Genomic DNA, 22758 nt, shown 5'->3' with positions numbered 1-22758 from the left:
GGACAGGCCATGGCAAGCTGGCAGGAGCGTTACGAGGCGTCGAAGTGGATCAACATCGTCTTTTGGGTATGGCTGGTGGCAGAGATCGTACTCACGGTGCTGAGCTACGCCGGCATCGTGCCTTTGGCCGACTATTGGGGCATCTGGTTTGTCGGTAACGCCATCGTGGACACCGTGTTCGTGGTGCTCCTGGCCATGGCCGGTCAGAAGGGCATGGCCGTCGCGTTCGCCGTCGTCTCGGTGCTCATCCTGGCCCCCTGGCCGCTGTAGGGGCTGGAGGTCGGTGACCGGTGCCCGGTCGCGGGCTCCTGGGCGAGGGCCGTTTGGTGGTTTTCCCCGCGCGGAGGTCCAAAAAACCACCAAACAGCGTGCCGTTTGGTGGTTTAGATCAGTTGTCGTATGGAAAACCACCAAACGACCGAGCGGAGCCAGACAGCCGAGAAGTCTGTCCGTCGATGTGGGACAAAAGTGTCCGGGTGATGGGACAGGCAATGGGAAGGGGGAACGGGTGGCAGGTGTGGACCGGGATGTCTCGGTGTGGCTCGCACGGCGCGTCGCCGCCGGCGACGTGGACCTCGTGCCCGTCCAGCAGGTGCTGGCCCGCGGCCTCGGTCGCCCGGTGCACGTGGCGCCAGGTCTGGTCTACGTGGACTCCATCGGGGGCGCCGACGGCTTTCTCTGGGCGGAGGACGCCGCCGAGGCCGCGGCGCTCCTGTCCCGCTGCCCGCGGCCGGCCATGGTGGAGGTCACCGGTCGGGCGGCCGCCGAGGCCGTGGCGCGGGCCTTCCCCGGCAGCTCCGAGCCCCAGGGGCACCTCGTGTGCGCGTACCTTGCCGCCACGCCGCCCCCGGTGGCCGACGCTCTCGAGATACGCCCCCTCGGGCCGGACCACGCCGACCTCGTGATCGCCCGCTACTCCCATCCCGAGTACTTCTCCCGCGAGGAGATCGTGCGCCGCCTGGCGGCCGGCACTATCGACGGCGGATACCTCGACGGCGAGCTCGTCGGGTTCATCGGCATGCACGCCGAGGGCTCCATGGGCATGCTGGAGGTCTTCCCCGGGTGGCGCCGCCGCGGCGTGGCCCTCGCCCTCGAGGCCGCGAAGATCGCCTCCGGGCTCGCGGCCGGGCGCGTCCCCTGGGCCCAGGTCTTCCCCGAGAACCGCGCCTCCATCGCCCTGCAGCACCGCCTGGGCATGGCTTTTGGCAGCGGCTACCAGGCGTTTCTGGACTGCGGCGGCCCGGCCTGACGGCGCCGCCGCACAAGGGAGGGCCGAGCCCCACGCTGGGTGCCCGGCCCTCGACGTCCGCTCCCGTGTCCCGGCAGGCTACTTCTTGGCCTTGCCCTGGTTGGCCACTGCGTCTGGGGAAGGGAGCCCCTAGGGGAGCCTCCCTCCATTTCAGTTAGTATGGCCGTCAATACAGCTAGCCAAGGAGAGGGGATCCCATGCACCGCGTCCTTACCGAGAAAGACCGCGACCTCGTCCTTTCCTACGTTGCCGCAGAGCCCGAGATGAGCCTCTTCATCGCGGGCGACATCGAGACCATGGGGATGGAGGGACAGCTCTGCGTGTGGGGCCTTGCAAAGGCCGCTTCTGCCGACAAGGACTTGGGCGCCGTGATTCTTCGCTATGGCGACAACTTCGTGGTTTACAGCCGAGACGGCGACTTTGACGATGCCGAGGCCGCGGTCCTCATCGACCGCTCCATGGGAGGGGACGCTCCGGGAGATGTCAACGGCAGAGCCGACCTCGTGGCCCGTCTTGCCCCGTTCTTCCCTGCGAATCGCCTCGAGCCCTGCACCATGGCAAGCCTGCGCGAGGTGAATCGCGACGCCGTGGGCCCTGTGCCCCAAGGCGTGGAGCTGGGTCTGCTCAAGGCCGAGGAGGTCGACGCCTGGCTGGGGCTCCAGGGGACGATCGACGAGTTCTCGCTGCATTTGGACGATGCGAGCATCTACGCCGAGCGCCGTGCCCGTAAGCTCGACGAGCTCGGCGCAGGGCTGCCCTGTGTGGTGGCGCGCGACGATCGTGGCCAGATTGTCTCTACGGCGTCCGTGGGCGCGGCCTCGAGCCAGGGCGCCATGGTCATCGCCGTGGCCACCGACAAGGCCTGGCGCGGCCGCGGGTTGGCCACTGCCGTGGTGGCCGAGCTCTGCGACGTCTGCCTCAGAGGCGGCCTCGAGTTCATGTCGCTGTTTTTTGAGAACCCCGCGGCGGCCCGCATCTATCGGCGTCTGGGCTTTTGCGACGTGGGACCCTACGCCATGCTGCGCCCGTCGGCTCGCTGACCGCGACGAACTATGCTTGTTGGCCCGTCGCCGAGCGCGACGAAATGCGCCTGAAGGCGGCTGAAGGCATCCTCAGCCGCTTTCAGGCGCAGGGACCCAGGCGCAGCAAAAAAGCAATCAGCTACCCCTTGGCCTTGCCCTGGTTGGCCACGGCGTCGATCTTGGCGGCGATGACCTCGGGGTCGCCCACGTACTGCTTGTCCACCACGTTGAAGTCCCTGTCGAAGGTGTAGACCAGCGGGATGGCCGTGGGGATGTTCACCTCGAGGATCTCGTCGGGTGTGAGGCCGTCGAACTGCTTCACCAGCGCGCGCAGGGAGTTGCCGTGGGCGGCGATGACGATGCGCTTGCCGGCGCGCATCTGCGGCTCCACGACCTCCTGGAACCACGGCCACACGCGGGCGATGGTGTCCTCCAGGCACTCGGCGTAGGGGATCTGGTCGGCGGGCACGTCGCGGTAGGCGGGCTGGGTGTGGGCGTCGCGCTCGTCGCCGGGCTCCAGCGCGGGCGGCCGCACGTCGAAGGAGCGGCGCCAGACCTTCACCTGATCGTCGCCGTACTTGGCGGCGGTGTCGGCCTTGTTGAGACCCTGGAGGGCACCGTAGTGGCGCTCGTTGAGCTTCCAGGTCTTCTCCACGGGCAGCCAGTCGCGGTCCATGGCGTCGAGCACCAGGTTGAGGGTGTGGATGGCGCGCTTGAGGTAGCTGGTGTAGCAGAGGTCGAAGTCGAACCCGGCGTCCTTGAGGGCCACGCCGCCGTTGTAGGCCTCGTCGCGGCCGAGCTCGGACAGGTCGACGTCGGCCCATCCGGTGAAGAGGTTCTCCTTGTTCCACTCGCTCTCCCCGTGGCGGATGAGGACGAGACGCATCGTGTCTTGAGCCATTGTGTGGGCTCCTTTCCGGTGGTTGCGAACGGTTTGTCGCTGGACTTATAGTAGGGCGCGACATAAGTAAACAAAGGCTAACTTAAAAGGCCCACAAACGGGTCGGCGCCTTTGGAAGCAGGGGGGGATGTCCCATGATCGATGCGATCGTCGTCGCGGCCGTGGTCGTCGCCGTCGTCCTCGTCGTCCGCGCCCGGGTCCGCGCCAACGCCAAGGGAGGGTGCAGCGGCTGCGGATCGGCATCGGTGTGCGCCGGGTCGGGCACCGGCCCGTGCCCCGTGGCGGGCGACGCCGTGGAGTCCATGGAGGAGGCGGCCCGCGCCGCCGTGGCGTCGGTGAAGCCGGCGGGGAGGGGGCGCTCCTGCTGCCATTAGGCGGGGCCGCCGGCGCGCACGGCCGCCTGCGCCGGTCATAGAAACAGAGCTGAAACACCCCTGTGCAACAGTTGTCAGGACTATGCACAAGGGGCCCTTGCGACGGCCTCCACCCCCTTCCATTGCGAGGTAGTGATGAGCAACTCCAGCAAGGACATCGATTACGTGCTTCGCACCGTCGAGGAGCGCGACGTCCGGTTCGTCCGTCTCTGGTTCACGGACGTGCTCGGCAACCTCAAGTCGTTCGCCATCTCGCCCGAGGACCTCGAGGAGGCCTTCGAGGAGGGCATCGGCTTCGACGGGTCGTCGGTAAACGGCTTCTCCTCCGTGGTGGAGTCCGACATGCTGGCCTTCCCCGACGCCTCCACCTTCCAGTTCCTGCCGTGGCGCCCCGCGGCCAACGCCGTGACCCGCATCTTCTGCGACATCTGCACCCCCGACCGCCAGCCCTTCGAGGGCGACCCGCGCCACTGCCTCATGCGCGTCTTCCGCCTGGCGTCCGACCGCGGCTTCGTGCCCAACGTGGGCCCCGAGCTCGAGTACTTCTACTCGGAGAGCTCCAAGAGCCCGGTGCCCCTGGACGACGCCGGCTACTTCGACCTCGCGCCCACCAACTCGTCGCGCAACCTGCGCCGCGACACCGTGCTCTCCCTCGAGCGCCTCTCCATCCCCGTGGAGTACTCCTTCCACGCCATGGGGCCGTCGCAGCAGGGCATCTCGCTCCGCTACGCCGAGGCCGTGAGCGCGGCGGACAACATCATGACCACGCGCTTCGCCGTGAAGCAGATCGCCCAGAACAACGGCTTCTACGCGTCGTTCATGCCCAAGCCCATCCCCGGGCGCCCCGGCTCCGGCATGTTCCTGCAGGAGTCGCTCTTCGACGGCGAGGGGGAGAACGTCTTCTGGGGCGCCGAGGGCGGTCACCACCTCAGCGACGTCGCCTGCCACTACATCGCCGGCCTCGTCCGCTACGCGCCCGAGTACATGCTGCTCACCAACCCCACGGTGAACTCCTACAAGCGCCTCGTCCCCGACGGCGAGGCCCCCACGTTCGCCACCTGGGGCCGCCGCAACCGCAACGCCCTCGTGCGCATTCCCATGCACAAGCCCGGCAAGCACCAGTCCACCCGCGTTGAGCTGCGCGTGCCCGACCCCTCGGCCAACCCCTACCACGCCATCGCCGCCACGGTCATGGCCGGCCTCAAGGGCATCGAGGAGGGCCTGCCCCTGCCCCCGGAGTACACCTCCGACCTCGGCACCTCGGAGCTGGAGCTCGAGAGCGCCGGGTTCGAGCGGCTCCCCCGCGACCTCGGGGAGGCCATCGAGGCCTTCCGCTCCTCGGAGCTCATGCGCGAGGTCCTCGGCGACCACACCTTCGAGTTCCTGGTGGAGGAGAAGAGTCGCGAGTGGCTGTCGTACAACTCCACGGTCACGGACTGGGAGGTCCGCAGCTACTACGGCGGTTATTAGGACCCCGCCCTTCCTGCGACGACCCGTGCGGTGCCTTGGGCCGCCCCTTTTCCGGAGGGGGCGGCTTTTGTGTGCCCCCAGCTATACTGAAAGGAAACGTATGCCGGTTACCTTATACATTACTGAATAAACTCATTGAGAAGATATTATCTTAACGAAACCTTAAAAATCGTTCTACCAGCGGTTGTCCCCCGGGTGTCGCTACCCGTAACGAGGGGCCGTCGTGGGCCCCGTTGTGTTACTTTGTTTCAAAGAGCTTTGAGAGAACCGGCTTGTTCGGGGAGGCGGTCTTTCCATTGGGTGAACCCGTCAGACACGGCCACAGGCGTCCGACGCCGCGCACGGCCCTGTGCGTGCTCGTCATCCTCGCTGGCACCCTCCTGTGCGGGTGCGCGGCGCTCCAGGGTCCCTTCGCCAAGCGGAACATCGAGCGGGACCTGTCCACCGTGGAGCCGGGCACGCTGACGGTGGCCTGCGACTTCGCGTCGCCGCCCATGGACTTCGTGGACTCCGACGGCCAGCGCCGCGGGTTCGAGTACGAGCTCGTCGCCGAGGTGGCCGACCGCTTGGGTCTGGACCTCGAGTTCCGCCGGTGCGAGGACCTCCCCGCGGTCGAGTCCGCCGTGGCCGACAGGGCGGCGGACATGGCCGCCTCCGCCCTCTCCCTCGACGATTTCGGGGGCAGCGTCTCCTCCCTCGAGGCGGGGTCGCCCTATATGTCGGTGGGTCGCGACGTCGTGGTGCCCCGCGACGTCGTGGTGCCCCGCGAGCGCCCGTTCAAGGGGGTCGAGCAGCTCAACGACCCCGCGTGCACCGTCGTGGTGCAGGGCGGGTCGCCCAACGAGGCCTGGGTGCGCGAGACCCTCCCCAAGGCCGCGGTGGTCCCGGTGGACAACGCCGTCCAGGGCCTCACGGGCGTGGCCAACGGCACCTACAGCGCCGCCGTCTACGACGACGTGAGCGCCACCTACCTCCTCAACTCCATGTTCGGCACCCTCATGGTGGGCCACCACCAGGACGACGTGAGCCGCTACTGCTTCGCCTTCTCGTCCGAGGACCCCGCCGTGCGCGAGGCCGTGGACGATGCCCTTGCGGCCCTCGAGGAGGACGGTTTCGTGGCGTCGCTCGAGGCCAAGTGGTTCGGGTCGCCGCTGGCCTAGGGGTCTCCGGGCTCCTGCCCTGAAAATATTCGGAGTATCGAATAACAATCTCGTTTCTTTTATCGGCACGTATGATGAGGCGTCGAATAAACGTCCCGGGGATGGTAGTATCGTCCCCACGTTCGAGTCCCCCTGAAAGGACGCTTATGAAACGAGCACGGACGCTTATGAAACGAGCACCGAAGCTGGCCGCCCTGGCCGTCTGCGTCGCCACCGTCCTCGCCCTCGCCGCCTGCGGCTCGTCGTCCGCCGGGGGAGCGGGGGGCGTCTCCACGGTCAAGGAGGGCACCCTCACGGTCCTCTCGGACCTCGCCTACCCGCCCCTCGAGTCCGTGCCCGAGGGCAAGACGGCGGCCGACTGCGAGGGCTACGAGGTCGACGTCGTGGACGCCGTCGCCGGGAAGCTGGGCCTCGAGGCCGAGTGGTCCCAGGTGAAGTTCGACACCATCATCCCCCAGATCAAGCAGGGCGGCAGGGCCGACATCGGCGCCTCCGCCTTCACCGTCAACGACGAGCGCGCCGAGGAGATCGACTTCACGGACCCCTACCTGGACTCCAACCAGGGGCTCGTCATGGCGGCCTCCTCCAAGGTCCTGGACCCCGACACCGAGCTCAACAACGCCTACGCCAAGGTGGCCGTTCAGTCGGGCACCACGGGCGAGGCCTGGGTCGAGGAGAACCTCACCAACGCGCAGGTGGTGCCCTTGGACGACGTCGTCCAGTGCCTCATGGGTGTCCAGACCGGCTCCTACGACGCCTGCGTGGCCGACCTGCCCGTGCTGTCGCACCTCTGCAACACCAGCTACAAGGACCTCGCGGTGAAGCAGGAGATCGCCACGGGCGAGCAGTACGGCTTCGTGGTCTCCAAGGACAATCCCGGCCTGACCGAGGCGATCGACAAGGCGTACAAGGAGCTCGTGGACGACGGCACCATAGCGAGGCTCCAGGAGAAGTGGTTCGGCGAGCAGCTGTAGCCGGCCCGAAGGAGGATTGGTTCCCATGAAGCACACGGCAGATCGGCAGGGGCGCCACGTCGCGCGCGCCTTCTGTGCCGCCCTCGCCGCGGCCCTCTGCCTCACGGCCGTGGCGCCCGCCACGGCCGAGGCCGTCACCGTCAACAAGGCGACGGCCAAGCCCAACGAGGACGGCGGCTCCGGCGTCATCGGCGGCATCGACACGCGACTCACCTGGGAGGCCACCGTCGACGAGGGCGAGAGCGTGGATGCCGTGACGCTGACACTGCCCCAGGACGGTTCCTTCGACGGCTCCACCTCCCGCGTCACCGTGCTCGAGGGCCTCAAGCGCAAGGACGTGCAGGCCGACGCCAAGGTCGACGGCACGAGTCTCACCCTCGACTTCTCCGAGCCCGTGGGCGCCGGCGACCTCCTCCGCGTGGAGGTCACCAACATGCGGTTCCCGCCCGAGGGTGGCGACGTGCAGGTGACCGGCACCGCCACCGTCGACGGCCAGGAGACCGACCTCGCGCCGTCGCCGGTCATCGCGGTCATCGCCAACACGCCGCTGCAGGCGCTCGTCAACTGGCTCGACGAGCAGCCTTGGGTGGCGGCGTGGAACTCCAACCAGTTCCTCGGCATGTTCTTCAAGCCGCAGCTGCTCGTGACGTCGTTCGCCTCGCTGTTTCCCGGCTGGCTCGTCTGTCTGGCCATCGTCGTGGTGGCCTACCCGTTCGCCATCCTGCTCGGCCTGCTCTTCGCGTTCATGAAGATGGCCAAGCACCGCGTCGTGCGCGCCGTGGCCGTCACCTATATCAACATCCTGCGCGGCACGCCGCTCTTCCTGCAGATCTATATCATGTTCTTCGGCCTGCCCATGATCGGCGTCAACATCGACAACAACGTGCTGGGCGTCATCGTCATGGCCGTGAACTCGAGCGCCTACCTGGCCGAGATCTTCCGCGCCGGCATCGAGTCCATCCCCAAGGGGCAGTACGAGGCCGCCGAGTCCCTCGGCATGAACGCCCGGCAGACCATGGTCTCGGTCATCCTGCCCCAGACCGTGCGCCGCGTGCTCCCCACGGTCACGAGCGACTTCATCACGGGCTACAAGGACACCTCGCTGCTGTCCTCGGTGGGCGTCATGGAGCTCATGATGTTCTCCAAGAACCTCACCACGGTCACCGGCAACATCACGCCCTACATCGCCGCGGCCATCTACTACCTCATCGTCACCCTGCCGCTCATCCGCATCGTCTCCAAGGTCGAGCAGCACCTCGCCCGCAGCGAGTCCGGCCAGGGGCCGCGCCCCAAGGGCCCGGCCAAGGCCGAGGGCATCGAGGGACGCGACGCCGAGACCGTCGACCCCGACCCGGCGGCCGAGGCGGTCGCCGAGGAGAGCCGCAAGGCCTTCGGCGCTGCACGACTCAAGCCGCGCCCGGCCGTGCCCGCCACCGCCCGTGCCCGCATGGGCGCCGCGCCCCGAGAGGAGGCCCAGGATGCCTAAGTCCCACAGGAAGGCCGTCGGGGAGCACCCCGTCCTCGACGCCGACACCGCGGCGAGGCTCGCCTACGAGCACGACCGCACCCTGTCCACCCACGCCTTTGCCGAGGGCGAGCACCCGGCGGTGCGCATCGAGCACCTCAACAAGGCGTTCGACGACAATGTGGTGCTCCGCGACGTCAACCTCACGGTGTGGCCCGGCGAGGTCGTCGTGGTGCTGGGTCCGTCGGGTTCGGGCAAGTCCACCATGCTGCGCTGCATCAACCGGCTCGAGACCCCCACGGCGGGTCACATCCTCTTCAACGACGAGGAGATCACGGGCAGCTCCAAGGTGCGCCTGTGCGAGATGCGCAAGCACCTGGGCATGGTGTTCCAGAACTTCAACCTCTTCCCGCACCTCTCCGCCAAGGAGAACGTCATGATCGGCCAGGTGAAGGCCCTCGGGCGCACCAAGGAGGAGGCCGAGGCCGAGGCGGTGCGGCAGCTTGGGGCCGTCGGCTTGGCCGACCGCGTGGACTTCATGCCCGCCCAGCTCTCCGGCGGTCAGCAGCAGCGCGTGGCCATCGCTCGCGCCGTGGCCATGCACCCCGACGTCCTGCTCTTCGACGAGCCCACGAGCGCCCTCGACCCCGAGCTCGTGCGCGGCGTCCTCGACGTCATGCGTGACCTTGCCGAGAACTCCGGTATGACCATGATCGTGGTCACCCACGAGATGGGCTTCGCCCGCGACGTGGCCGACCGCGTGGTCTTCATGGAGGACGGCCTCGTGGTGGAGGAGGGCCTGCCCGGCGACGTGTTCGACCATCCCAAAAGCGAGCGCACGGCGGCGTTCCTCGGAAACATCGAGGGGGCCTGAGGCCCGTCGTCGCAGCCGGCCGATCGTCCTTTGTTTTATGACGGGAGGGACCTCTGGGGCCCTCCCGTCCCTTTGGAATTGTTACAAGTTGCTGACGGGACGCTGTGGTAAACTTCAATATACTTGTGTGCAACTGTTTGCCCATGCGGCGATGACGCCCCGCCTTGTGAAGGAGGCCTGGCTTGCAGCACCATAAGAACGTCCTCCTCGTCTCGAAGACGAGCCGCCTGCACGAGCGGATGCGGGAGCTCTCCCATTCCCTCGACATCTCGGTGCTCCTGTCGACGCCCGACACCTTCGACCAGGCAATCTCGTCAGGACACGACTTCGACCTCGTCCTGCTCGACCTCGCGGGCCTCTCGTCCGAGACCATCAACAAGGTAGACGCCTATGTGGCGGGCAACTCCGGCATCCCCCGGCTCTTCTCCGTGGACGAAGAGCAACTCCCCTCCCTCCGGATGCCGGTGCAGGGCCGCTCCGACCTCATCCTGGCCACCGCGTCGGAGGCAGAGTTCGAGGTCCGTCTGGCCCTCCTGCTCTGGCCCGGCGAGGAGACCGTGCCGTCTGACTTCGTCACCATCGACAACATGACCATCAACCTGGCCACCTATCAGGTCACCATCGACGGCGAGCCCGTGGACCTCACCCTCATGGAGTACTCGCTGCTCTCGTTCCTGGCCACCCACCCGTCCCGCGCCTACTCGCGCGAGGCCCTGCTCCACCGCGTCTGGGGCTTCGAGTACTGTGGCGGCACCCGCACGGTGGACGTGCACATCCGCCGCGTACGCTCCAAGGTGGGTCCCCAGGTGGCCTCGCACATCGTCACGGTGCGCGGTGTGGGCTACCTCTTCAAGCTCTGACGCGCATGGGGTCCTGCCCCGGGGCGGCGGCCCCACCGCCCGGCGCGCGGCGGTGGGGCCGCCGCTGTTTTCGCGAGGGGGCCGACGGCCTTAGGCAGGCTTTAGGTGGGGCAGATAGGCTGTTTTCGTCCCCCCATTTGAAACGTTATCGGGTGGCGGGGTACCACACCCCTAGAAGAGCGACCTCGCCACCGCGCCTGTTGAGAGGAAGGCACACCAGTGAGCACAGACGACACCCGCATCCCTGAGCCCGACGACGCCCGTCGCCCGCACCACGCGTCCCCGGGCCCCGAGACCGACCCGTCCCTGGAGCCCGAGCCCCTCCACCGCCGCCCCGCAGGCGCCCCCGAGAACCCCTTCGAGGCCGTCCCCGCGCGGGTCGAGGGCCCCGACGAGCGCCGCTCCGCCGTCGCCGGCCTCCCCGAGGTGGACACCCCCGACGTCACCGCCGTGCACCCCACGCGCGTGATGGCATCCCCGGCCGCGCCCGCCCCCGGGACCGCGGACGATGCCGCCGGCGGCCCCGTGCCCCCCGTCCCGCCCGCGGGTGCCGACGCCCCGGCCCCCGGCGACGCCCCGGCGCCCCGCCGCCAGGGCCACCCGTTCCTGGCCGGCCTTCTCGGCGGCATCCTGGCCTGCACCGTCGCCTTCCTCGTGTTCCTCGCCGCGACGGGCCGCATCGGCGGCACGGTCGCCTCCACCGGCACCAGCGACTCCGCGGCCGGCCCCACCGTCAACGTCACCGCCGCCCCCCAGGACGCCACTACCGCCGAGGTCGTGGCCGCCAAGTGCCTCCCCTCCGTGGCCTCCATCAACGTGAGCTCCAGCGAGGGCGAGGGCGTGGGCTCCGGCGTGGTCTACGACACCGACGGCAACATCCTCACCAACTTCCACGTGGTCGACGGCGCCCAGTCCATCACCGTCAACCTCGGCGGCAAGAGCTACGAGGGCACCGTGGTGGGCTCCGACGAGTCCAGCGACCTCGCCGTGGTGCACGTGGACCTCGGCGGCGACGCCGTCACGCCCATGGAGCGCGGAGACTCCTCCAAGCTCGTGGTGGGCGAGTGGGTCATGGCGATCGGCAGCCCCTTCGGGCTCGACCAGTCGGTCTCCTCGGGCATCGTGAGCTCGCTCTACCGCTCCACCATCCTCGAGGGCTCCTCTGGCAACACCATCTACACCAACCTCATCCAGACCGACACCGCCATCAACCCCGGCAACTCCGGCGGTGCCCTCGTGGACTCCGAGGGCAGGCTCGTGGGCATCAACTCCATCATCGAGAGCGCCTCTGGCTCCAGCTCCGGCGTGGGCTTCGCCATCCCGGTCAACTACGCGGTGGACGTCGCCGACGCCATCATCGCCGGGCGGCAGGTGGAGCACGCCTACCTTGGCGCCAACGTGCGGACCGTCACGCCCCAGGCCGCCGTCCGCAACCGCCTCGCCGTCAACCAGGGCGCCTACGTGGCGTCCGTGACCGAGGGCGGCCCTGCGGCTCAGGCCGGACTGCAGGAGGGCGACATCATCACCAAGCTCGGCGACGAGGACATCACCTCCGCCGACGGACTCATCCTCGCCGTGCGCAGCCATGCCGTGGGCGACAAGGTCGCCGTCACCTACTACCGCGGCTCCGAGGAGTCCACGGTCGACATCCAGCTTGGCAGCGACGCCCAGAGCCAGTCCGCCGCCCAGGACCAGCGCCGGCAGTCGGCCTGGGACGAGGGCGACCCCTCCCAGGGCGGCTCCTCCCGGGACGGCGACGCCCGGGGCTCCGGCCCGCTCGGCGACCTGTTCGGCGGCCTCGGCATCGGCTGAGCCGGCACGGACGGACGGAGGCAACCAAGGCCCTGCGGACCCACCGGCCCGCGGGGCCTTTTGCTGTCCGGCCGCCACGGCCGTCTTCCCAGAAGCGGTTTTGGGAAGGCGGTTGCCCATGGGGTTTGGAACCAACCCTTCCCAGGACCCCTTCTGGGAAGGGTTTCCTTCCCAGAAGACGTTGCGGGAAGCGTTTGCCTCATGAAATATAAAATCTCACCTTCCCAAAAGCGGTTCTGGGAAGGGGGCACGGCGGCCCGGGGCCTCGGCTTGCCCGTCGCCTGAATACGATCGGGCGCGTTTGGATGAGAGGGCGGGAGGGGCGGGTGCAGGCGTGACGCCGTCGCGGTCTTGGTTGCATGAGCATATGCTCATGTGTTTATACTACTGTGAAAAGGTGGGAAATGCGTCAAGGAGGAGGCCGACGTGAGCACCGCCACCGAGCGCACCGCCCGTCTCGCCATCGACGGGATGACGTGCGCAAGCTGCTCCTCGATCATCGAGAGGACGTTGGGCCGCATGGACGGGGTCGAGTCCATGGCGGTCAACCTCGCCGCCAACAGCGGCACCGTCACCTACGACCCCGGCGCCGTCTCCCTCGACGCCGTGCTCGAGACCATCGACGGCCTGGGCTTCTCGGCCGAGGTGGTCCCCGATGAGAGCCGCGCCGCCTTCGACGAGGGGCGCCGGGCCAAGGAGGCCGCCACGGAGCGCCGCGACCTCGCCATGTTCGTGGTCTCGCTCGTGCTCACCGTCGTCATCCTGGTCATCTCCATGACGCCGCTGGGCATGTCCGCGGCCATGGCGGCGTCGGGGGCCCTCTGGGGCGAGGCGAGCCACGGCCGGGCCATGGAGCTCATGAACGTGGCGTGCTTCGTGCTGTGCATCCCAGTGCAGTTCGTGTGCGGCGCCCGCTACTACAAGGGGGCCTGGGGCGCCCTCAAGGCCCGGGCCGGCAACATGGACACCCTCGTGGCCGTGGGCACCACCGTGGCCTTCGCCTACGCCACGTATCTCACGTTCGGCCCCCGGGCCACGTCGGGCGTCATGGCCCCGTTCGAGACGAGCGCCATGCTCATCACGTTCGTCATGCTCGGCAAGATGCTCGAGCACCGGGCCAAGGGCCGCGCCGGCGCTGCTGTGGAGGAGCTCATGAGCCTCACGCCGGCCGTGGCGTGGGTGCGCCGCGGCGACTCCCTCGTGGAGGTGCCCCAGGGCGAGCTCGCGGTGGGCGACGTCTGCGCCGTGCGCCCCGGCGAGCGCGTGCCGGCCGACGGCCGCGTGGTCTCGGGCCACTCCTCGGTGGACGAGTCCATGCTCACCGGCGAGCCCCTCTCCCAGGAGAAGTCCGCCGGCGACGAGGTCACCGGCGGTACCGTCAACGGCACCGGCGTCTTCGAGTTCGAGGTCACGGCCGCCGGGTCCGACACCGTGCTGGCCCACATCGTGGGGCTCGTGGAGGCCGCCCAGGGCTCCAAGCCGCCCATCCAGCGCCTGGCCGACCGCATCAGCGCCGTCTTCGTGCCCGCCGTGCTGTCCGTGGCCCTGGCGACCTTCGTCGTGTGGCTCGTCGTGGCGGCCGTGGGAGGCACGCTCGACGCCGCCGGGTTCGAGCGCGCCCTCATGGTCGGCGTGTCCGTGGTCGTCGTGGCGTGCCCCTGCGCCCTGGGCCTCGCCACCCCCACCGCCATCATGGTGGGCACGGGCCGGGGCGCCGAGGAGGGCATCCTCATCAAGGACGGCCAGGCCCTGGAGGGGGCCGGGTCGCTCACGTGCGTGGTCTTCGACAAGACGGGCACCCTCACCGAGGGCTCGCCGCAGGTGACCGAGGTGCTCTGCGCCGACGGCACCGGCCGCGGCGACGCCCTCGCCCTGGCGGCCGGCCTCGAGCGGGGGAGCGAGCACCCGCTGGCCCGCGCCGTGCTCGCGGCCGCCGAGGAGGAGGGGGCGGCCCCCGTGGCGGTGGACGGCTTCGAGGCCGTCCCGGGCCACGGCGTCGTGGGCGCCGTGGCGGGCCCGGACGGCTCGCCGGTCGAGGTGGGCTTCGGCAACGGGCGCCTCGTGGCGCGTCTCACCGGCTCCGGCGTCCCCGCGTGGGCCGAGGGCTCGGCGCCGGGCGCCACCGACATGTACCTCGTGCGCGGCGGCACTGTGGTCGCCCGCGTGCGCGCCGCCGACGAGCCCAAGCCCACGGCCGCCGAGGGTGTGGCCGCCCTGGAGGCCCTGGGCCTCCGGGTCATGCTCCTTTCGGGCGACGGCCGCGCCGCCGCCGAGGGCGTGGCCTCCCTCGTGGGCATCGGGCCGGACAACGTGGTCGCCGAGGTGCTTCCCGGCGACAAGGCCGAGGTCGTCGAGGGGCTCCGGGCCTCCGGCGAGAAGGTCTGCATGGTGGGCGACGGCATCAACGACACGCCGGCCCTCGCCACGGCCGACATCGGCATCGCCATGGGCGCCGGCTCCGACGCTGCCCTCGAGGTGGGCCAGGTGGTCCTCATGCACGACGACGTGCGCGACGTCGCCCGGGCCGTCTCGCTCTCCCGCGCCACGATGCGCAAGATCCGCCAGAACTTCGCGTGGGCCCTGGGCTACAACTGCCTGCTCATCCCGCTGGCGTGCCTGGGCATCATCGCCCCGGAGGTCTCCGGCGCGGCCATGGCGCTCTCGAGCGTGTCGGTGGTGTCCAACTCGCTGCTGCTGAAGCGCTGGCGCGGCTGACGGGCCCGCGGGGCGGCGGCGCGTGACAGTGGTGCCTGGTCCATCTGTCACTTGCTCTATTGATAGATTTATGGGATATCCGTCCATGGGGGCATCCATCTTTATGGATGTCCCCTTCTTTTTCGCCCCTTTATGCCATATCGGGGCCGTTCGATCTCGCAGGGGTTACCGTGTCCCCACGGCGGGCCGTGCCGCGCGGCCTGCAGGGGGACCGGGGGGTGGGCCGATGCCGAGAGGGCCGAGAAGGCCGTCCGCTTCCGACCTGTATCACGTGGTGGCCCGCGGGAACGGTCGGCAGATTGTCTTCGAGGACGACGGGGACCGCACGCTCTTTATGGCGCTTCTGCGACGGGAGCTGACCAGGCAGGGAGGCGAGCTCCTCGCCTGGTGCCTCATGGACAACCACGTGCACCTCCTGCTGTCCGTTCCTTTCGACTGCCTGAGCGATACGGTCCGCGAGGTGTGCGGTGCGTATGCCGAGTCTTTCAACAGGCGCCACGGGAGGGTGGGGAGCCTGTTCCAGGGCAGGTTCGGCAGCGAACCGGTCGAGAGCGAGACGCACCTCCTCGATGTCGTTCGCTACATCCACCGCAACCCGGTCAAGGCCGGTATGACCGAGGGCTGCTCCTACCCTTGGAGCAGCTACGACGCCATCCTTGACAGTTTCTATGGCGGCGAGCCCGGGCCCGTGGCGCATCTGTTCGACAGCGACGAGGAGTACGTGCGGTTCCACCGGTACGTGGACGTCTCGCCGCACATGGGTCTCGAGTGCCGGGGCGGCCGTTTCTCGGAGGAGGATGCCCGAGAGGTCGCCGAGGGGGTACTCGACGTCGCGCCGCACGAGGTCGGGGCGTTGCCGCGGGCCAAGCGCGACGACCGTATCGCCCGCATGCGTGCGGTGGGGCTCTCCGTACGTCAGATAGAGCGGCTCACGGGCGTGGGCCGTGGAATAATATCAAGAGTAAAATATGCGAAGTGACAGATGGGCCAGGCACCGCTGTCACGCGCTGTCGGGCGGCGCGGGGCGGCGGCCTGGGGTAGACTCCGAGCGGTGACACCTACCCTTCCGGAGGCCCCATGGACAAGCCCTCTCTCGACGAGGCGCGCGACCGCGCCCAGGCGCTGCGCGCCAAGCTCGACTACCATGCCTACCGCTACTACGCCCTCGACGACCCCGAGATCTCCGACGCCGAGTTCGACCGCCTGCTCGGTGAGCTCCAGGACATCGAGGCGCGCCACCCCGAGCTCGTGGTGCCCGAGAGCTACACCCAGCGGGTGGGCGGCTACGTGAGCCCGCAGTTCGCGTCGGTCGCCCACGCCCAGCGCATGTACTCCATCGACGACGCCATGACCATCGAGGAGCTCGACCGCTGGCTCGCCCGCACCGACGAGGCCCTGGGCGCCACGCCGGAGAGACCCGTGGCCTACACCTGCGAGCTCAAGATCGACGGCCTCGGCGTGGCCGCCACCTACCGCGACGGCCGGTTCGTGCGCGCCGCCACCCGCGGCGACGGCTCGGTGGGCGAGGACGTCACCCTCAACGTGCGCACCATCGGCGACGTCCCCGCCCGCTTGGCCGACGCCGGCCTCGCCGGGCTGCCCCACGGCGGCGCCGGGGAGGCCGTGGAGGTGCGCGGCGAGGTCTACATGGCCAAGAGCGCCTTCGCCCGCCTCAACGAGGAGCGCGACCTCGCCGGCAAGCCCGTCTTCGCCAACCCGCGCAACGCCGCCGCCGGGTCGCTGCGCCAGAAGGACCCCCGCGTCACGGCGTCGCGCGACCTCGCCACGTTCATCTACGCCGTGGCCGACCCCGCCATGGTGCAGGTGAGCACCCAGGCCCAGTTCCTCGACTGGCTCCGCTCCTGCGGCTTCTCCGTCAACCCCCACGCCGAGCGCTGCGAGAGCGCGGCGGCCGTGCACGAGTACTGCGCCCAGGCCCTGGCCAACCGCAACGGCCTCGACTACGACATCGACGGCGTGGTGGTGAAGGTGGACTCCTTCGCCCAGCAGCAGGCCCTCGGCTTCACCTCCCGTGCCCCGCGCTGGGCCATCGCGTTCAAGTTCCCGCCAGAGGAGAAGGAGACGGTCCTCCGCGAGATCCGCGTGCAGGTGGGCCGCACGGGCTTCCTCACCCCCGTGGCAGAGTTCGACCCGGTGACCGTGGCCGGCTCCACCATCGCCCGGGCCACGCTCCACAACATGGACGAGGTGCGCCGCCGCAACGTGCGCGTGGGTGACACCATCGTGGTCCACAAGGCCGGCGACGTCATCCCCGCCGTCGTGGGGCCGGTCCTCTCCAAGCGCCCGGCCGACTCCGTGCCCTTCGAGATGCCCGCCACCTGCCCCTCCTGCGGCAGCCCCGTGGTGCACGAGGAGGGCGAGGTGGCCTACCGCTGCATCTCCATCGACTGCCCCGCGCAGTCCCTGGAGCGCCTCGAGCACTGGCAGTCGCGCAAGGCCATGGACATCGACGGCATGGGCCCCGAGATGATCGGCCGCCTCGTGGACGCCGGCCTCCTGCGCGACGTCGCGGACATCTACTCCCTCACGGTGGGGCAGGTGGCCGCCCTGCCCACGGGCCGCACCTACAGGACGCGCGCCAAGGGCCACGACGTGGGCGACCCCATCCCCACGGGCCGGCGCACCGCCGAGAAGCTCGTGGCCCAGATCGAGGCCTCCAAGTCCCGCCCGCTCTCCCGGGTGCTGTTCGGCCTGGGCATCGTGCACGTGGGCTCCTCGGTGGCCGACGCGCTCGCGACCGCCTTCCCCTCCGTCGAGCTGCTGCGCGCCGCCACCGAGGAGGAGCTCGCCCAGGTGGACGGCGTGGGCCCGGTCGTCGCCTCCAGCGTGGCCGAGTTCTTCTCCATCCCCGAGAACCTCGAGGTGCTCGCCCGCCTCGGTGCGGCAGGCGTCACCATGGCCGACGAACCCCCCACGGCCCCGGAGCGCCCCCAGACCCTGGCAGGCCTCACCTTCGTGCTCACGGGCAGCCTGCAGGGCATGACGCGCGACGAGGCCGGCGCCGCCCTCAAGGCCCTCGGCGCCAAGGTGTCGGGCAGCGTCTCCAAGCGCACGAGCTACGTTGTGGCCGGTGAGGCCGCTGGCTCCAAACTCGCCAAGGCCGAGTCGCTCGGCGTGCCGGTGCTCGACCAGGCCGCCTTGGAGCGCGTCCTCGAGACGGGTGAGCCCCCGGCGCCCGCCGACCCCGCGTGACCGCCGCTCCCCGTGCGTGTCGGCCGGGGCGGACGGTGAAAACCCTGTAGAGTCCCCCGAATGTCGTCGGGGGTTCCTCGGGTTCGCGGGTACCCGGGTCTTCGGTACCCACCCGCGATCCCAAGGAGGAAGCCCATGGCAGACAACGACACCCGCACCGCAGCCCCCGTCGACGACGCGCACCGCGTCCGCATCGTCAAGGTCCTCGGCCGCATAGCCTCGGTCCTCTCGGTGCTCATGTACGTCTCGTACATCCCGCAGATCGCCAACAACCTGGCCGGCAACTACGGCTCGCCGCTGCAGCCCCTCGTGGCCATGGTCAACTGCGTGTTCTGGACCGCCTACGGCCTGCTCGAGAAGCCCCGCGACATGCCCATCGTGGTGGCCAACGTCCCCGGCATCGTGCTCGGCTGCATCACCTTCCTTACCGCGCTCCACTAGGCGGCTGCCTCTTCAGGGTCTTTTGTCTTGTTGACGGTCTGATAGGGGCCGTCAACGGCCGAGTTGCTAGACTTGGCAAAAACCCTATGGAGAGGAGAGATGCCATGGCCCAAGAGCCCAAGGCGTCCGACGGGCGCGCGGTGCGCGTCATCGAGGTGAAGGAATCGGTCTTCGCGGCCAACGAGCAGAGGGCCGACAGGCTGCGCGACGACCTCAGGGAGCGGGGGACGTTCCTGCTCAACGTCATGAGCAGCCCCGGCTCGGGGAAGACCACCCTCCTCACCCGCACGGCCGAGCGCCTGCGCGACCGCCTGTCCATGGGCGTCATGGAGGCCGACATCGACTCCGACGTCGACGCCGTGACCATGGCCGACGCCGGCGTGGTGGCCGTGCAGCTCCACACCGGCGGCATGTGCCACCTCGACGCCGCCATGACCTCCCAGGGCCTCACGGAGCTCGATGCCGCCGCCGCCGAGCAGGGGGCCGCCCCCATCGACCTCGCCGTCCTCGAGAACGTGGGCAACCTCGTGTGCCCCGCCGAGTTCGACACCGGTGCCTCGGCCTCGGTGGCCCTGGTCTCGGTGCCCGAGGGCGACGACAAGCCCCTCAAGTACCCCCTGATGTTCGAGGTGGTCGACGTCGTGGTGGTCAACAAGGTCGACACCTGCGAGCTCTTCGACTTCGACATCGAGCGGTTCCGCGAGAACGTGCGCCTGCGCAACCCCGAGGCCCCCGTCATCTGCCTGTCGGCCAAGACCGGCGAGGGCGTCGACGCCTGGACGGCGTGGCTCGAGGGTGCCGTGGCCGCCTGGAAGGGAGGCTCCCATGCCTAACGAGCGTCGTATGGCCGCCGACGAACGCATCGAGCGGCTCCGGGAGGCCGGCCTCACCGTGGAGGGCGACTACGTGCCCCCCGAGGCGTCCGACCCCTCTGTGGCCGTGCGCAAGCCGGTCCTCGAGCTGGCCCAGATGGTCTCCGACCGCATCGGCCACAAGGTCACCCCGGCGGACCCCGAGTACTACGGCCTGGCCGCCTGCATCACCGACCCCATGGCCAAGGTGGCCCTCAAGATGGGGGTGCGCAAGCCCAAGACCCTCGCCCAGCTGGCCGAACTCTGCTCCATGGACCCCGCGGAGCTCGAGCCGCTCCTGTTCGACATGGGCTACGTGGGCCTCATCGAGTGGAACCGCGAGAACGAGGACGGCCGCAATCCCGAGGGCGAGCTGCGCTACGTGCTGCCGCCCTTCGTGCCGGGCTCGGCGGAGTTCTTCAACATGCGCCAGTCCCAGATCGACGAGCACCCCCAGGTGGCCAAGATGTTCGAGCGCATGACCCAGCTCCCCCTGGAGCGCGTCACCGCCATGGTGCCCCCGGGCGGTGCCGGCATCGGCATGCACGTGATCCCCGTGGAGCGGGCCATCCCCATGGAGAACGAGTCGGCCTCGGTGGAGCACATCACCCACTGGCTCGACAAGTACGACGGCAAGTACGCCGCCAGCCCCTGCAGCTGCCGCATGAGCCGTGAGAAGCTGGGGGAGGGCTCGGCCGACGACCCCGAGGACTGGTGCATCGGCGTGGGCGACATGGCCGACTACCTCGTGGACACCCAGCGCGGCCACTACATCGACCGCGACGAGGTGCTCGCCATCCTGGCCCACGCCGAGGAGAACGGCTTCGTGCACCAGGTCACCAACATCGACGGCGAGCACAAGATCTTCGCCATCTGCAACTGCAACGTGAACATCTGCAACGCCCTGCGCACGAGCCAGCTGTTCAACACGCCCAACATGAGCCGCTCGGCCTACACCGCCGAGGTCGACCGCGAGGCCTGCGTGGCTTGTGGCCGCTGCGTCGAGGTGTGCCCCGCCGGTGCGGTGTCCCTCGGCCAGAAGCTCTGCTCCGCCAAGGCCGGCGGCAAGGTGCCCGAGTACCCCGTGCGCGAGCTGCCCGACGCCACGCCCTGGGGCCCCGAGCGCTGGAGCCCCAACTACCGCGACGACAACCGTCGCGAGACCTACGACTCCGGCACGGCCCCCTGCAAGACCGCCTGCCCGGCCCACGTGGCCGTCCAGGGCTACCTCAAGCTGGCCGCCCAGGGCCGCTACCGCGACGCCCTCGCCCTCATCAAGCGCGAGAACCCGCTGCCCGCCGTGTGCGGCCGCATCTGCAACCGCCGCTGCGAGGACGCCTGCACCCGCGGGCGCGTGGACGCCGCCGTGGCCATCGACGAGGTCAAGAAGTTCGTGGCCGCCGCCGACCTCGACCCGGCCACCCGCTACGTGCCGCCGGCGGTGACCCCGTCCAACCGCGGGGGCTTCCCCCAGAAGGTCGCCATCGTGGGCGCCGGGCCGGCCGGCCTCTCGTGCGCCTACTACCTGGCCGAGAAGGGCTACGCCCCCACGGTCTTCGACCGCAACCCGCGGCCCGGCGGCATGCTCTCCTACGGCATCCCGTCTTTCAAGCTCGAGCAGGACGTCATCGACGCCGAGATCGACGTCATGGCGCAGATGGGTGTGGAGTTCAGGCTCGGCGTCGACGTGGGCTCCGACGTGACCCTCGACGAGCTCCGCGAGCAGGGCTACGACGCCTTCTACCTCGCCATCGGCTGCCAGGGCTCCCGCTCCGCCGGCATCCCCGGCGAGGATGCCGGGCGCGTCTCCTCCGCCGTGGACTTCCTGCACCGGGCCGCCGAGGGCGCCCTCGACGGCGCCTCCCTCGGCCGCACGGTCGTCGTGGGCGGCGGCAACGTGGCCGTGGACGTGGCCCGCACGGCCGCCCGGGCCGGCGCCTCCTCCGTGGAGATGCGCAGCCTGGAGCAGCGGGGCGAGATGCCCGCCAGCGACGAGGAGCTCGAGGAGGCCGCCGAGGACGGTGTCACCGTCACGTGTGGCTGGGGCCCGGCCGAGGTGCGCGTGGGCGACGACGGCTCCGTCTCATCCGTGGTGTTCAAGCGCTGCGTGAGGGTATTCGACGACGAGGGGCGCTTCTCGCCGGTCTACGACGAGGCCGACACCGAGGAGGTCCCCTGCGACACCCTCGTCTTCTCCATCGGCCAGGCCGTGGAGTGGGGTGCGCTCCTCGAGGGCAGTGCCGTGGAGCTCGGCCGCGGCGGCTCGCCGGTGGTGGACCCCGTGACCTACCAGACGGCCGAGCCCGACGTCTTCTGCGGCGGCGACGTGGTCACCGGCCCGCGCTTCGCCATCGACGCCATCGCCCAGGGCCACGAGGCGGCCGTCTCCATCCACCGCTACGTGCACCCCGGCTCCAGCCTCACCGTGGGCCGCAACCCCCGGTTCTATGTGGAGCTGGACAAGGACGACGCCGTGCTGCCCAGCTACGACACCTCCTCGCGCCAGCGCCCCGCGACCGACAGGGCCAAGGAGAAGGCCGAGCCCTTCCGCGAGTACGCGGGGACGCTCACCGAGGAGCAGGTGCGCACCGAGACCGCGCGCTGCCTGTCCTGCGGCGCGAGCTGGGTGGACCCCAACCAGTGCATCGGCTGCGGCCTCTGCACCACCCGCTGCGAGTTCGACGCCATCCACCTGGTGCGCGACCACCCCGAGGCCAGCACCATGGTGCGCTCCGAGGACAAGCTCAAGGCCATCGGCCCCTACGCCCTCAAGCGCGCGGCGAAGATCGCCGTCCGCAAGATCAGGCGGGAGGTGTAGGCGCGGTGCACGAGCTGGGCATCGTGTTCTACATCGCCGACGAGGTGAGGGACGTCGCCCTGGCCAACGGGGCGACGTCCGTGGCCTCGGTCACCGTGGAGCTCGGGGAGGTCTCTGGGGTGGTGCCGCGGCTCCTCCAGGACGCCTGGCGCTGGTGCGCCGACCGCGAGGACCTGCTCCGCGACTGCGAGCTCGTCATGGAGGAGGAGTCCGCCGTGACGCTCTGCGAGGACTGCGGCACCCGCTACGGCACGGTGGCCCACGGCCGCACGTGCCCCGCCTGCGGCAGCCCGCACACCCACCTGGAGCAGGGATCGGGCGTGGTGATCCGCGAGATAGCCGTCGTCTAGGCCCTGCCCCGCGACGCGGCGGATGTGACAGGGGCGCCTGGCCCATCTGTCACTTCTTATATTTCATCGTTGAAATGACGGGCCGCCGTCCGGGCCCCTTCCGACGGAGAACCGCGCCGGAAGGGGCCCCGGCGCCTGACCGCCGCCGCTCTGTTACGCCCCCTTTTCCATCTCGTAAGCCCTGGGGGCACGAAACAGGGGCCACACAC

General features: G+C 69.6%; 19 protein-coding genes. 18 read left to right on the top strand and 1 reads right to left on the bottom strand.

All coding sequences use genetic code 11. The features are described from left to right. Nucleotides 1-9: 9 nt before the first annotated feature. The 3 genes from OR600_RS07345 (at nucleotide 10) to OR600_RS07335 (ending at nucleotide 2289) form a co-directional block, all read left to right on the top strand. Nucleotides 10-270 (top strand): hypothetical protein, encoded by a 261-nt coding sequence (locus OR600_RS07345; protein WP_135978356.1) that lies wholly within the window; start codon nucleotides 10-12, stop codon nucleotides 268-270. 238 nt (nucleotides 271-508) lie between these two features. Then, nucleotides 509-1249: a GNAT family N-acetyltransferase gene (locus OR600_RS07340; protein WP_265590928.1), complete on the top strand. Its 741-nt coding sequence runs from the start codon at nucleotides 509-511 to the stop codon at nucleotides 1247-1249. Nucleotides 1250-1446: 197 nt separating this feature from the next. After that, nucleotides 1447-2289, top strand: coding sequence for a GNAT family N-acetyltransferase (locus OR600_RS07335; RefSeq protein ID WP_135978358.1), 843 nt, complete (start codon nucleotides 1447-1449; stop codon nucleotides 2287-2289). 121 nt (nucleotides 2290-2410) lie between these two features. Here the strand turns inward: OR600_RS07335 and gpmA are convergent, their stop codons facing one another. Continuing rightward, nucleotides 2411-3172 carry a 2,3-diphosphoglycerate-dependent phosphoglycerate mutase gene (gpmA, locus tag OR600_RS07330; RefSeq protein WP_239654490.1) on the bottom strand — a complete coding sequence of 254 codons (762 nt, stop codon included), beginning with the start codon at nucleotides 3170-3172 and terminating at the stop codon, nucleotides 2411-2413. 134 nt (nucleotides 3173-3306) lie between these two features. Between gpmA and OR600_RS07325 the strand changes: the two genes are divergently transcribed. The 15 genes from OR600_RS07325 (at nucleotide 3307) to OR600_RS07255 (ending at nucleotide 22549) form a co-directional block, all read left to right on the top strand. Further along, nucleotides 3307-3546: a FeoB-associated Cys-rich membrane protein gene (locus OR600_RS07325; protein ID WP_135978360.1), complete on the top strand. Its 240-nt coding sequence runs from the start codon at nucleotides 3307-3309 to the stop codon at nucleotides 3544-3546. Between the two features lie 135 nt (nucleotides 3547-3681). Then, on the top strand, nucleotides 3682-5016 hold the full coding sequence (locus OR600_RS07320) for a glutamine synthetase family protein (RefSeq protein WP_135978361.1): 1335 nt from the start codon (nucleotides 3682-3684) through the stop codon (nucleotides 5014-5016). Nucleotides 5017-5312: 296 nt separating this feature from the next. Then, nucleotides 5313-6176 (top strand): substrate-binding periplasmic protein, encoded by an 864-nt coding sequence (locus OR600_RS07315; RefSeq protein ID WP_265590927.1) that lies wholly within the window; start codon nucleotides 5313-5315, stop codon nucleotides 6174-6176. Between the two features lie 167 nt (nucleotides 6177-6343). Beyond that, entirely contained in the window at nucleotides 6344-7150 is an 807-nt protein-coding gene (locus tag OR600_RS07310; protein ID WP_265590926.1) for an ABC transporter substrate-binding protein, read from the top strand. A 25-nt stretch (nucleotides 7151-7175) separates the two neighbouring features. After that, nucleotides 7176-8636, top strand: coding sequence for an ABC transporter permease subunit (locus OR600_RS07305; RefSeq protein WP_265590925.1), 1461 nt, complete (start codon nucleotides 7176-7178; stop codon nucleotides 8634-8636). Then, the gene (locus OR600_RS07300; protein WP_135978365.1) at nucleotides 8629-9489 is read left to right on the top strand and encodes an amino acid ABC transporter ATP-binding protein; all 861 of its coding nucleotides are present in this window, start codon (nucleotides 8629-8631) and stop codon (nucleotides 9487-9489) included. The genes OR600_RS07305 and OR600_RS07300 overlap by 8 nt, the downstream gene beginning before the upstream one ends. Nucleotides 9490-9728: 239 nt before the next feature. Beyond that, entirely contained in the window at nucleotides 9729-10349 is a 621-nt protein-coding gene (locus OR600_RS07295) for a winged helix-turn-helix domain-containing protein (RefSeq protein ID WP_135978373.1), read from the top strand. A 219-nt stretch (nucleotides 10350-10568) separates the two neighbouring features. Further along, a complete protein-coding gene (locus OR600_RS07290; RefSeq protein WP_265590924.1) occupies nucleotides 10569-12161 on the top strand; it encodes a S1C family serine protease in 1593 nt (530 codons plus the stop codon). 426 nt (nucleotides 12162-12587) lie between these two features. After that, nucleotides 12588-14876 (top strand): heavy metal translocating P-type ATPase, encoded by a 2289-nt coding sequence (locus tag OR600_RS07285; RefSeq protein WP_135978737.1) that lies wholly within the window; start codon nucleotides 12588-12590, stop codon nucleotides 14874-14876. Between the two features lie 70 nt (nucleotides 14877-14946). Next, nucleotides 14947-15855, top strand: coding sequence for a transposase (locus tag OR600_RS07280; RefSeq protein WP_309295240.1), 909 nt, complete (start codon nucleotides 14947-14949; stop codon nucleotides 15853-15855). Between the two features lie 98 nt (nucleotides 15856-15953). Next, the gene (gene ligA / locus OR600_RS07275) at nucleotides 15954-18089 is read left to right on the top strand and encodes an NAD-dependent DNA ligase LigA (protein ID WP_251173094.1); all 2136 of its coding nucleotides are present in this window, start codon (nucleotides 15954-15956) and stop codon (nucleotides 18087-18089) included. Between the two features lie 135 nt (nucleotides 18090-18224). Next, complete coding sequence (locus OR600_RS07270) at nucleotides 18225-18530, top strand: SemiSWEET family transporter (protein WP_265590922.1); 306 nt, start codon at nucleotides 18225-18227, stop codon at nucleotides 18528-18530. Nucleotides 18531-18634: 104 nt separating this feature from the next. Beyond that, nucleotides 18635-19363 carry a hydrogenase nickel incorporation protein HypB gene (gene hypB, locus OR600_RS07265; protein ID WP_135978741.1) on the top strand — a complete coding sequence of 243 codons (729 nt, stop codon included), beginning with the start codon at nucleotides 18635-18637 and terminating at the stop codon, nucleotides 19361-19363. Beyond that, nucleotides 19356-22199, top strand: a complete 2844-nt coding sequence (locus OR600_RS07260; RefSeq protein ID WP_265590921.1) for an FAD-dependent oxidoreductase — start codon at nucleotides 19356-19358, stop codon at nucleotides 22197-22199. The genes hypB and OR600_RS07260 overlap by 8 nt, the downstream gene beginning before the upstream one ends. A gap of 5 nt (nucleotides 22200-22204) precedes the next feature. Then, nucleotides 22205-22549, top strand: a complete 345-nt coding sequence (locus OR600_RS07255) for a hydrogenase maturation nickel metallochaperone HypA/HybF (RefSeq protein WP_135978742.1) — start codon at nucleotides 22205-22207, stop codon at nucleotides 22547-22549. Nucleotides 22550-22758: the final 209 nt, after the last annotated feature.

It is taken from the genome of Granulimonas faecalis (genome assembly GCF_022834715.1).
GTDB classification, from domain to species: domain Bacteria; phylum Actinomycetota; class Coriobacteriia; order Coriobacteriales; family Atopobiaceae; genus Granulimonas; species Granulimonas faecalis.
The sequence above is the reverse complement of the archived record's forward strand: the minus strand, read 5'-3'. Positions and strand labels throughout refer to the sequence as shown.